Origin of the sequence: Promineifilum sp. (SeqCode), from assembly GCF_041918635.1 — a bacterium.
Classification (GTDB): Bacteria; Chloroflexota; Anaerolineae; order Promineifilales; family Promineifilaceae; genus Promineifilum.
In genome coordinates this window covers 1-11,008 of the sequence record NZ_JAYRVJ010000202.1, presented here as the reverse complement: position 1 = coordinate 11,008, position 11,008 = coordinate 1, and the positions used below count along the sequence as shown (strand labels likewise).

General features: G+C 64.6%; 8 protein-coding genes and 2 pseudogenes. 8 read left to right on the top strand and 2 right to left on the bottom strand.

Annotation, left to right across the window (positions count from 1 at the left end):
• The 4 genes and pseudogenes from ACE3UY_RS07070 to ACE3UY_RS07055 all read left to right on the top strand — a co-directional run.
• A pseudogene (locus ACE3UY_RS07070) lies at positions 1–250 on the top strand (hypothetical protein); the annotation flags it as partial.
• A 37-nt stretch (positions 251–287) separates the two neighbouring features.
• Positions 288–4,148, top strand: a complete 3,861-nt coding sequence (locus tag ACE3UY_RS07065) for a flippase activity-associated protein Agl23 (protein WP_374686840.1) — start codon at positions 288–290, stop codon at positions 4,146–4,148.
• A 1-nt stretch (position 4,149) separates the two neighbouring features.
• Positions 4,150–4,629, top strand: a complete 480-nt coding sequence (locus tag ACE3UY_RS07060) for a DinB family protein (protein ID WP_374686839.1) — start codon at positions 4,150–4,152, stop codon at positions 4,627–4,629.
• Positions 4,629–5,057, top strand: a complete 429-nt coding sequence (locus ACE3UY_RS07055; RefSeq protein WP_374686838.1) for a SufE family protein — start codon at positions 4,629–4,631, stop codon at positions 5,055–5,057. Before ACE3UY_RS07060 ends, ACE3UY_RS07055 begins: the two co-directional genes overlap by 1 nt.
• Positions 5,058–5,101: 44 nt before the next feature.
• Here ACE3UY_RS07055 and ACE3UY_RS07050 read toward each other — a convergent pair whose 3' ends face one another.
• Positions 5,102–5,458: a hypothetical protein gene (locus ACE3UY_RS07050; protein ID WP_374686837.1), complete on the bottom strand. Its 357-nt coding sequence runs from the start codon at positions 5,456–5,458 to the stop codon at positions 5,102–5,104.
• Positions 5,459–5,565: 107 nt separating this feature from the next.
• On the bottom strand, positions 5,566–6,546 hold the full coding sequence (locus tag ACE3UY_RS07045; RefSeq protein WP_374686836.1) for a polyprenyl synthetase family protein: 981 nt from the start codon (positions 6,544–6,546) through the stop codon (positions 5,566–5,568).
• Between the two features lie 229 nt (positions 6,547–6,775).
• Here ACE3UY_RS07045 and xpt point away from each other — a divergent pair, with 229 nt between their 5' ends.
• The 4 genes and pseudogenes from xpt to ACE3UY_RS07025 form a co-directional block, all read left to right on the top strand.
• Positions 6,776–7,351 carry a xanthine phosphoribosyltransferase gene (gene xpt / locus ACE3UY_RS07040; RefSeq protein WP_374686835.1) on the top strand — a complete coding sequence of 192 codons (576 nt, stop codon included), beginning with the start codon at positions 6,776–6,778 and terminating at the stop codon, positions 7,349–7,351.
• A 111-nt stretch (positions 7,352–7,462) separates the two neighbouring features.
• Positions 7,463–9,031, top strand: a complete 1,569-nt coding sequence (gene guaA, locus ACE3UY_RS07035; RefSeq protein ID WP_374686834.1) for a glutamine-hydrolyzing GMP synthase — start codon at positions 7,463–7,465, stop codon at positions 9,029–9,031.
• A 100-nt stretch (positions 9,032–9,131) separates the two neighbouring features.
• Positions 9,132–10,511 (top strand): cellulase family glycosylhydrolase, encoded by a 1,380-nt coding sequence (locus tag ACE3UY_RS07030; protein ID WP_374686833.1) that lies wholly within the window; start codon positions 9,132–9,134, stop codon positions 10,509–10,511.
• Positions 10,508–11,008: pseudogene (locus ACE3UY_RS07025) on the top strand (hypothetical protein); the annotation flags it as partial. The gene ACE3UY_RS07030 and the pseudogene ACE3UY_RS07025, both read left to right, overlap by 4 nt.

The following is an 11,008-nucleotide window of genomic DNA, read 5'->3' as shown; positions in this document are numbered from 1 at the left end:
GCTGGCTTTATTCGTCCAAGTGAACTGGTCGGGTTCGGCCGCGCCGGCCTACGCCCAGACGCGATGGGCATCCACAAGTGTTGCCGCCACAGACGCAGCGGCGACCGGGGCCGCCGTGACGAGCGCCGCCACGCCCTTCGAAACGACAACCGCCACCCGCGCCGCGCCCGTCGCCACGCCCCAAGCCACTATCGCGTCCGCCCAACTGGTTCCAGCCGCGCCCGCGCCAACTGCCGGCGTAAGCCGCTGATCACTGACTGCTGATCACGAGTCACTAACCACCAACCATGACTGAACTAAGTAACTTGCCAACCGAGCAGGAGCCGAAACCGGGGTTCGCCGCGGAAGCCCGTTCCTGGGGAGCGGACGTGCTATCGCGTCCGCTGGTCAGCGCCCTCCAACTGGATTGGGAGAAAGCCATCTACCTCGGCTTCATGCTGATTGCCATCGTCACGCGCTTCTATGGCCTGGGCGACCGCGTGGTCAGCCACGATGAGAGTCTGCATACGCAGTTCTCCTACCAGTACTACAACGGTGACGGCTACGTTCACTCGCCGCTGATGCACGGCCCGTCCCTCTTCCACGCCACGGCCATCTCCTACTGGCTGTTTGGCGACAGCGACCTTTCCTCGCGTATCCCGGTTGCCATCCTGGGCGTGCTGCTCGTCCTGATGCCGTATTTCCTGCGCGATTGGCTGGGACGGGCAGGAGCGCTCTTCACCAGCTTCCTCTTCCTTATCTCACCCTACATCAGCTACTACTCGCGCTACATCCGGCACGACATTTACCTGATCGTCTTCGCTCTCATCGTCTTCACCGCCACCTGGCACTACATCCGCGAGCGCAAGGATAAGTACCTGTGGTGGTTCGCCGCCGGCCTGGTGCTCATGTTCGCCACCATGGAGGCGTCTTACATCTACGTCGCCATCTTCGGCAGCTTCCTCGTCATACGCCTACTGGCGCTGTTGGTCGGCGCGCCGTGGTTGCGCGGTGTCTGGCCGCGCCTGCGCTTGCCGCTCCTGATCGCCCTCATTGGCGTCATCCTGGTCGGCGCCGGCGTCGGCGCGCACTGGCTCCTGGGTAGACTGGCCGAGGGCGATGCAGCGGCGGCCACAGCGACAGCGACGTCGGAAGGTTTCGCCGTCGATCCGAACGCGCCCCAAACAGCTGTAGAAACGCCAGAAGGGCCGGCTGATGTGTTGACGCGCTGGATAGAGATCGCCGGCATCGCGTTGTTCAGTCTGGGATTATTCCTCATCGTCAACGCCATGCGGCCGCACATCGACCAGTACGCCGAGTTCGACTTGATCGTGCTCTACGTCAGCCTGCTGTTGCCGCTGCTCTCGGCGTTTCTCATCCGCATTGTCGGTTGGAACCCCCAGGATTACGCGCTCAACACGTGCACCCTGGCGACCGGCGGCTTCAGCTGTATCGGAACGATCCTGGCCTCCGGCGCGATCAAGTCGGGCATCTTCCTCGTGGCCACGCTGGTCATTGGCATCCTCGTCGGCCTGTGGTGGGACCGCAAACGCTGGATCATCGCCGCGCTCATCTTCCACGCCATCTTTCTGGTGCTCTACACGTCCGTCTTTACCAACCTGAATGGCTGGCGGACGGGCATGCTCGGCTCGCTCGGCTACTGGCTGGAGCAGCACGGCGTGGAGCGCGGCGGCCAACCCTGGTTCTTCTACTTCTTCGTCACCCCGTTCTACGAGTTCCTGCCGCTCATCCTCTCCCTGTCGGGCATGGTGCTGTGGACGCGGCAGCGGCGCGTCAGCCATATCGTCTGGTACTGGGTCTGGCTGCTGCTGGGCGGCCTGTTGGCCTATAGCCTGGCGGATTGGGGGCTGGACACCATTGGCCGCAATCTGGTATGGCAGGGCGTCAGCATACCCGGTCTGCTGGTGGCGCTATCTATTATTGGTCTCGGCGGCGTCTACTGGTTCCTCGTGCGGCGGCATCAGGTGGTGCGGAAGTTGGGGTTGGGAGATGAAAGCAGGGGAGCCGGGGAGCAGGGGAGCGGGGGTGAGAAGAGACAGAGTGGGCTAAAGCAACTGGTTAACTTGCCGGCGTTTGTGGGGTTTGTGCCGTCGCTTATCTGGTGGATGCTGCTGACCTGGCCGGCCTACAGCATTGCCGGCGAGAAGATGCCCTGGCTGAGCATCCACTTCGCCATCCCGATGTGCTTGCTGGGCGGCTGGTTCCTGGGGCAGAAAGTGAGCAGTGTCCCGGCCCGCGACCTGCTGACGCGGCGGACATTCCTGGCCGTCGGCCTGACAATGTTGCTCATCGTCGCCGCCGCCATCGCCCTCAAGCCCGTCTTGCTGGGGCAGATCCAGTTGGGCGAGCAGTTGACGGCGGCGCTGACCGCCCTCGGCCGCTTCCTGGGCGGTCTGCTTCTGGCCGTGGGGGTGGGCTATCTGTGGTGGCGAGCCTACCGGCCGTTGGAGGCGCGCCTGCGCCCCGTGGTCGTCACGCTGGGCATCTTCGGCGTGCTGGCCTTGCTGACCATTCGCTTCAGCTATATGGCCAACTTCGTCAACTACGACTACACCAACGAGTTCATGGTCTACGCCCACGGCGCGCCGGCCACGAAGAGCGTGGTGCTGAAGCAACTCGAAGAGTTGTCGATGCGGCAGCACGGCGATAAGAGTATCAAGGTCGCCTACGATACCGACGTTTCCTGGCCCTTCACCTGGTACTTGCGCGAGTATCCCAACCGCGTCTACTTCGGCGACACCCCATCGCAGAGCCTCAACGAGTCGCCGGTGGTCATCGTCGGCCGCAACAGTTGGGAGTCGTTCGATCCCTTCCTGACCGCCAACTACGTCGCCCGCGAGTACACCTTCTTGTGGTGGCCGATGGAGGATTACCGTCGCATCTCCTGGAATGCCGTCTTCGGCCTGGGCCAGCCGGAAGACCAGCCGCGCCGCGGCCTGCTGAACCCGGGCGTGCGCCAGGCGCTGTGGGACATCTTCTTCCACCGCGACTACACCAAGTACGGCGAGGTCTTCGGCGGAACCTACACCGCCGGGGAGTGGCCGCTGCGCCACGATTTGCGCCTCTACATCCGCAAAGACGTTCTGGCCGACATCTGGGATCAGGGCGTGGGCGCGGTCAGCGCCGCCGCCCTGGTTGACCCGTATGAGGCCAACGCCATCGCGCCCACGCCGCTGCTGGCGCTGAACGGAGGCGGTTTGGCCGGCGTGGAGCCGGGGACGCTTTCCAGCCCGCGCAACGTCGCCGCCGGCCCGGATGGCCTGATCTACGTAGCGGACTCCGGCAACCACCGCATTCAGGTGTTCGACGCCGACGGGACGTACCTGCGCGGCTGGGGCAGCTTCGGCGCGGAGCCGGGGCAGTTGAACGAGCCGTGGGGTCTGGCGGTGGATGAGGCTTTCGTCTACGTGGCCGACACGTGGAACCATCGCATTCAGAAGTTCACGCTGACCGGCGAATTCGTCGGCGCGTATGGGGCCAGCGGCGCGCCGGCGGCCGACGACCCCGGCGGCGGCCTGGGGCTTTTCTTCGGCCCGCGCGACATCGCCCTGATCGGCGAGGATCAACTACTCGTCACCGACACCGGCAACCACCGGCTGCAGCTGTTGGATCGGGACGGCAACTTCCTCAACCAGGTCGGCTCGTTCGGCAGTCAGTTGGGCCAGTTCAACGAGCCGGTCGGCCTGGCCGTCGCGCCGGACGGATCGATCTACGTGGCCGACACGTGGAACGGGCGCATCCAACGCCTGACGCCCGATCTGGCCCCCAGTGGTGAGTGGCGCGTTGAGGCCTGGTACGGACAGTCCATCAACAACAAACCTTACCTGGCCGTCGATGCCGACGGGCGCATCTACGTGTCCGACCCCGAAGGCTACCGGGTGCTGATCTTCAGCCCCAGCGGCGCGTACCTCAATCGCTTCGGCCAATATGGCACAGACTTGAATAGCCTGGGTCTGCCCAACGGCCTGGCGGTGGACGATCGGGGCAACCTGTGGGTGGTCGATGCGGGCAACCACCGTGTCCTGAAGTTCGCGTCGCTCTATGGCGCGCCGGCGTTGCCTGTCCAGGAAGCGCCAACGGAGGAAGTCATCTCGCCGATAGCGACGGAAGCGGGATTACAACCGACGGCTGAAGGACAGGGACAATAGCATGAATCAGATCATGACCGGGCCGTATGGCCTGTTCCGGCTTTACCAGCGGCTGCGCGATCATCTACTGGCCGTCCTGATCGACGACGATTTGGCCTTCACGCCGGGCGGCGCCAACCCGACGCTCGGCCAACTATGCGTCGAGATGGGCGAGACGCAGCGGGCCTACGTGGGTTCGTTCCGGTCGTTCGAGCAGGCGTTCGCCTATGGCCTGACCGACCCGGCGTTGGCCGGTAGTGTGGCGGGGCTGCGAGCCTGGTACGAGCAACTGGACGCCGACCTGCTGGCGGCGGTCGAGGCGCTGCGCGACGAGGACATCGCCAACCGGCCCATCGACCGCGGCCACGGTTTTCTCGTTCCAGCCAACGTCCAATTGGAGATTTACAAAGAGGCGCTGCTCATCTTCTATGGTAAAGTTAGCGTCTATCTCAAGCTGCTCGGCAAGACGCCGTCGGAGCAGTGGAGCGATTGGATAGCGTGATGAGCGAACTACCTGCCGCCTTACAGACGATTGTGGAAGACTTTCGGGCCATCGAGGGTCAGGAGAAGTTGGAGTATCTGCTGGAGTTGGCCGATCGGCTGCCGCCGTTGCCCGAGCGGTTGGTTCCGCAACGCCAAAGTATGGATGTAGTCAACGAGTGCATGACCGACGTCTTTGTCCACGCCGAAAAGGAGAATGGCGATCGCATTCGCTTCTATCTGGACGTGGCCGAGGAATCGCCGACGGTGCGCGGCTACGCTACGATCTTGCAGGAAGGATTGAGCGGCGCGAAACTGGACGAAATTCTATCCGTGCCGCTGGAGTTCTACCTGCAGTTGGGGCTGCAACAAGTATTGAGCGCCCAACGCCTGAACGGCATCGGCGCGATCCTGGCGCACATGAAGCGAGTCGCCCAAGGCGCGCAATAGGCTCAGGCAGCTGAGTTGTTCTTAGCAATAAGGCGGTTTTCCGCTCAGCGCATACTTGTTGTCGGCTCCTGTCGCTTAATCGACAGGGCTAAGACCAGCGGCGCGATAATGCCCAGTAGCGGGATGATCATCAATATCCAGCCCAGTGGGCCGCCGGCCAAGTAGTCCCCGGGATAGCTCCAGTGCATGGCTTCGCCAAAGCGCATGAGCCCCGTCGCATAGGAGAGGCCAACAAACGCGACGAGGCACAGCACACTAATGGCGACGGATAGGCCGATATAACGAAGAACCCGCCCCCTGAAGCTGACCATGGTGGCTTGGCCGTCGAAGAGCGTCGCCAGAACGATCAGCCCTAGAACAAATGTGAAGCTGCCCGCACAGAAATACGCTCCGAAAAACATACTCCACCCGCGACCCTGCTGACGCCCAAGGGCGATGGCGCGGTCGCTAGGCGTCAGCGCGCAGCCGTCGCGCCCTAGACCAGACTCATGATGCCGCCCCGCTAAGCTTAGCGGTCGCGTTCAATGACCTCATAGGTCAACCGCTCCAACTCGTCGCGCGCGGCCGACGGCGGGACTAATTCCAGCGCGCGGCGCGCCCGCTCGACGACCTCAATGGCCTGTATGCGGGCCAGTTCGATAGCGCCGGAAGTGCGCAGTTTACTCATCATCGCCGCGATGGGATCGGCTTCTTTCTCGGCCACGACCGCCGGTTCACTGCCGGCGCGGAGTGACAGAATGGTACGACCGTTTGCCTCGCCGGTGTGGTTGGCCGCGCCCTGGGCGACAAACGCGCCACGCCCCTGGGCCACGTCCGCGCCGACCGGCTTGCCCAGCGCCTCCGGGTTGCCGATCACGTCCAGGATGTCATCAATGACCTGAAAGGCGATGCCCACGTTGTAGGCATATTCGGCCAGGGCCTCAACGACGTGCGGTTCACCGCCGCCTCTCAGCGCGCCCATACGCCCGGCGGCCTCGAACAGGCTGGCCGTCTTCAGGCTGACAATGCGCTTGTAGGTCTCGCGGTCAATGGTTCCGGCCTTGGCCGCCACCGCCTGGAGCGTCTCCCCCTCTACCAGTTGTGAACAAGCGTTGGCCATGATGACGTTGTAAGCCGGGCCAAAAGGGGCCATCATGACGTAGACCTTGGCGAACATATAGTCGCCGGTCAGCAGGGCGAACGTGCGCCCCCAGCGGGCATGCACCGACGGCCGCCCGCGGCGCAGCAGACTATGGTCGTTGATGTCATCGTGCACCAGCGTCGCCGTGTGCACCATCTCGACGGCGGCGGCCAGCGGCGCGGCCTCTTGTAGGTCCGTCCCACCGACGGCCAGGTAAGATAGTAGGGCGATATGGGGCCGCAGATGCTTGCCGCCGGAGCTTAGAATGTGCCGGCTGGCGTCGTTGAGTAAGGGCACTTCGCTATCGATGGCCGCAAGAAGCACCTCTTCGACCGCTTCGATCCCTTCTCGCGTTAAAGTTATATCCATGCGCTAACCTCGTTCACAACTTTCAAATTTTTTTGAACGAACTGTTTGCTTATCATTATAATGGACAAGGCAGGGTGGGTCAAGAACATTGTGAAGAAATTCGCAAACCGGCGGTGTGGTACAGGCCGTGCTATGGAAAGCTTAATCACCGTTGGCGCGGCCCTGCTCCTTGGGTCATAATCAGGGCATACAGTCGCCTGAGAAGGATGGCATGCAGACCCGATAGCCTATGCAAGCACTCAAAGACCGTATTCGACGCGAAGGGGAGAACCTCGGCCGCGGCATCCTCAAGATCGACAGCTTCCTCAATCACCAGATCGATCCGGCCCTGATGGTGGCCGCCGGTGAGGCCATCGCCGAGCGCTTTCGCGTCACCGAGCCAACGCGCGTGCTGACCGCCGAGGTCAGCGGCATCATTCCGGCCGTCATGGCCGCCCAGGCGCTGGGCAACCTGCCGGTGGTCTACGCCCGCAAGCACAAGCCCATCACCATGCGCGAGCCGGTCTACATCGACACGGCTCCCAGTCACACCAAGGGCAGTGAGGTGCTGCTGATGGTCTCGCCCGAATTCCTGCACGCCGGCGACCGGATTCTGATTGTCGATGACTTTCTGGCCAGCGGACGCACCATCGACGCGCTGGCCCGCATCGTGCGCGCGGCCGACGCCACCCTGGTCGGCATCGCCGCCGTGGTCGAGAAGATCTTCGAGGGCGGTCGTGAGAATCTGGCCTACTGGGGTGTGCCGATCGAGGCGCTGGCGACGATCACCGATATGAGCGAAGGGCGGATCGTGATGGCGGAGTGAGAAGCATGCAGGGGTGCAGGGGCGCGGGGGAGCAGGGGAGAACTTGCTGACTGCCGACTGACTACCAACGACCACTGACCACTCTCAACTATTAACTATCAACTTTCTACTATGAAACACGACACCATCGTCGTTCTAGACTACGGTTCGCAATACTCGCAACTGATCGCCCGCCGGGTGCGCGAGGCCAATGTCTATTGCGAGCTTGTCTCCTGGCGCGCGCCGGCGGCTGAGGTGCTGGCGCTGGAGCCGAAGGGCTTCATCCTGAGCGGCGGCCCCAACAGCGTCTACGAACCGGGCGCGCCGACGCTGCCCAACTACGTGCTGGAGAGCGGCCGGCCGGTGCTGGGCATCTGCTACGGCATGCAACTGCTGGCGCACCGGCTGGGCGGGCGCGTGGCCCGCAGCACGGCGCACGAGTACGGCCCGGCGCAACTGACCATTGACGTGGCCGAGAACCCGCTCTTTGCCGGCTGGCAGGCGGCCGACGAGGCGCCGGTCAGCGCCGCGCAGGTCTGGATGAGCCACGGCGACAAGGTGGAGATGCTGCCGGCGGGTTTCCGGCCGCTGGCCCACTCCGAGAATTCCCCCTTGGCCGCCGCGGCCGACGCCGAGCGTGCCTACTACGCCGTCCAGTTTCACCCCGAGGTGGCCCACACGCCGCAGGGGCGGCTGCTGCTGAGCAACTTCGTCCACCGCATTGCCGGCTGCCGGCCCGACTGGACGCCGGCCAGCTTCCTGACCGGGCAGATTGCGGCCATCCGGGCGCAGGTGGGCGACGGGCGCGTCGTCCTGGGGCTGAGCGGCGGCGTCGATTCGGCCGTGGCCGCCGCGCTCATCCACCGCGCCATCGGCGACCAGCTCACCTGCATCTTTGTGGACACCGGACTGCTGCGCCAGAACGAGGCGGTCAAGGTCGTGCAGGCGTTCCAGCAGGAGCAGGGCATCCGGCTGGTGGCGGTCAACGCCGTCGAGGAGTATCTCGACGCGCTGGCCGGCGTGACCGACCCGGAGCAGAAGCGCCGCATCATCGGCGAGAAATTCGTGCGTATCTTCGAGCGCGAGGCGCGCCGGCTGGGGCAGATCGACTTCCTGGCCCAGGGCACGATCTACCCCGACGTGATCGAAAGCGCCGGTAAGGGGCGCGACGAGGCGCACGTCATCAAGACCCACCATAACGTGGGTGGCCTGCCGGCCGACATGCAGTTCCAACTGGTGGAGCCGCTGCGCTCGCTGTTCAAGGACGAGGTGCGGCGGTTAGGCTCGGCGTTGGGCCTGCCCGACACGATTCTCTACCGGCAGCCCTTCCCCGGGCCGGGGCTGGCGGTGCGCTGCCTGGGGCCGCTGTCCTGGGAGCGGCTGGAGCGGCTGCGTCTGGCCGACGCCATCTTCCTGGAGGAGTTGGAGCGGGCCGATCTGCTGCGCGAGGGGGCGCAGCAGGCGTTCGCCGTCCTGTTGCCGGTGAAGAGCGTCGGCGTCATGGGCGACGGCCGGACGTACAAAGAAGTGATCGCGCTGCGCGCCGTCACGACTGAGGACTTCATGACCGCCGATTGGGCGCGACTGCCCTACGAGGTGCTGGCTCGCGTCAGCCGCCGCATTGTCAATGAAGTGCCCGAGGTCAATCGCGTCGTGTTCGACATCACGTCGAAGCCGCCGGGCACCATCGAATGGGAGTAATAGGGCCCGGGGTCAGGGGCCAGGTTCTAGGGAAGAGCGCTCTTCCCTAGAACCTGGCCCCTAACCCCTATTCTGGAAGAACCCGCTATAATCTAGCACCATGACCTCCGCTGAACACACGCGCCGTCTGGGCAGGCGGCTGCTCCTGGCCCTGGCGGCGCTCGCGCTGCTCGTCGCCCTCTGGCCCAACGCCCGCTCGCTGTATGACCTCACCGGCGAGGAGCAGTGGCGCGGCCAGGCGGCCGGCGTCATTCACTGGCTCAACACCGCCGTCCGGCCGCAACCCACTTTGGAACCGGGGGAGGTCGCCGGTTCGCCGCTGGCCTATCCGGCCGTCTCCCCCTTTGGCGTCAATACCTTCCTGCATCAGGAGGCGGAACCGGAGAAGCGCGCCCGCACGCTCGACCTCCTCGCCGCTGCCGGCTTTCGCTTCATCCGCGAGGAATTCCCCTGGGAAGACATCGAAATCCACGGCAAGGGGGATTTCGTTGACCGGCGCAACGATCCGGCCGGCGTTGACGCCTGGGCCAAGTACGACCAGATCGTGGGGCTGGCTGCCGAGCGGAACATCGCTGTCATCGCGCGGCTGAGCAACCCGCCGGCCTGGACGCGCGCCGCGGGGGATGAGATCGGCACGAACGCGCCGCCCGATGATTTCAACGACTTCGGCGACTTCGCCGCGACCGTCGCCGAGCGCTACCGGGGGCGCATCCGCTACTACCAGTTGTGGAACGAGCCAAATGGCAACGAAGAGTGGGGCCGCCAGGACGTGAACCCGGAGGCGTTTGCCGAATTGCTCTGCCTGGCCCACGACCGCATCAAAGCCGTCGATCCGTCGGCCGTCGTGCTGGCCGGGGCGCTGACGCCGACCGTCGCCAACGACGGCCGCAACATGAACGACCTCATCTTCCTGGAGCGTATGCTGGCCGCCGGGGCGGGGGAGTGTTTCGATGTATTCTCCGCCCAGGGGTACGGCCTGTGGTCCGGCCCGACCGACCAGCGCTTGCGGCCGACGGTCATCAATTATGCCCATAACCTGTTCTTACGCGATATCCTGGTGCGCCACGGCTATGCCGCCAAGCCCATCTGGATCAGCGAGATGGGCTGGAACACCGCGCCGGAGGACATCGCGCCCACCTATGGCCGCGTGACCGAGGCGCAGCAGGCGCGCTACACCGTCGGAGCCTATCGCCGCGCCCAGGACGAGTGGCCGTGGATCGGCGTCAACAACTACTGGTTCTTCCGGCGTCCCTCCGACTCCGAAGTGAGCCAGGCGTGGTACTACTTCCGCATGCTGGAGCCGGACTTCACGCCGCTGCCCGTCTACGATGCGGTGGCCGGTTATGTCGCGGGCGGCCCGTCTGGCTCGCCCATGCCGGGCTGGCAGGTTGAGTGGATGCGCTGGCGGCCTGTCTTCTTTCTGTTCGGCGCGGGCGTCCTCTTTTATGCCTTGCTGCGCGCCCTGGCCCCACGCGAATGAACGAACGGCGCTATCTGGCGGTCGTCGTCGCGCTGCTGCTGTTGGCGACGGGCCTCCGCTTCCACCGGCTGGAGGCGCAGTCCTTCTGGAACGACGAGGGCAATAGCGCGCGCCTGAGCGAGCGCTCCATCCCGGCTATCCTGGAGGGCACGGCCAGCGACATCCACCCGCCGCTCTACTACCTGCTGCTGCGCGGCTGGCGCGAGTTGGTGGGCGAGACGGAGTTCGGCCTGCGCTCCCTCTCCACTTTTGCCGGTATCCTGACCGTCGCCGTCACCGGCGCGTTGGTAAGAAAGGTTCCAGGTTCCAGGTTCCAGGTTCCAGGGAAAGAGCGCTCTTCCCTGGAACCTGGAACCTGGAACCTGGCCCCTATCCTCCTCGCCGCCGTTAGCCCGGTGCTTGTCTACTATAGCCAGGAGACACGCATGTACGCCCTCCTGGCGCTGCTGGCGGCGCTGAGCACGTGGGCGCTGCTCAACTGGTTGAAGATGGGTCGC

Excerpts from the sequence above, each read along its gene's own strand:
- xpt (WP_374686835.1), top strand. The coding sequence starts at position 6,776 with ATGCAAGCACTCAAAGACCGTATTCGACGCGAAGGGGAGAACCTCGGC.
- guaA (WP_374686834.1), top strand. The coding sequence starts at position 7,463 with ATGAAACACGACACCATCGTCGTTCTAGACTACGGTTCGCAATACTCG.
- ACE3UY_RS07055 (WP_374686838.1), top strand. The coding sequence starts at position 4,629 with ATGAGCGAACTACCTGCCGCCTTACAGACGATTGTGGAAGACTTTCGG.
- ACE3UY_RS07065 (WP_374686840.1), top strand. The coding sequence starts at position 288 with ATGACTGAACTAAGTAACTTGCCAACCGAGCAGGAGCCGAAACCGGGG.
- ACE3UY_RS07050 (WP_374686837.1), bottom strand. The coding sequence starts at position 5,458 with ATGTTTTTCGGAGCGTATTTCTGTGCGGGCAGCTTCACATTTGTTCTA.
- ACE3UY_RS07060 (WP_374686839.1), top strand. The coding sequence starts at position 4,150 with ATGAATCAGATCATGACCGGGCCGTATGGCCTGTTCCGGCTTTACCAG.
- ACE3UY_RS07030 (WP_374686833.1), top strand. The coding sequence starts at position 9,132 with ATGACCTCCGCTGAACACACGCGCCGTCTGGGCAGGCGGCTGCTCCTG.
- ACE3UY_RS07045 (WP_374686836.1), bottom strand. The coding sequence starts at position 6,546 with ATGGATATAACTTTAACGCGAGAAGGGATCGAAGCGGTCGAAGAGGTG.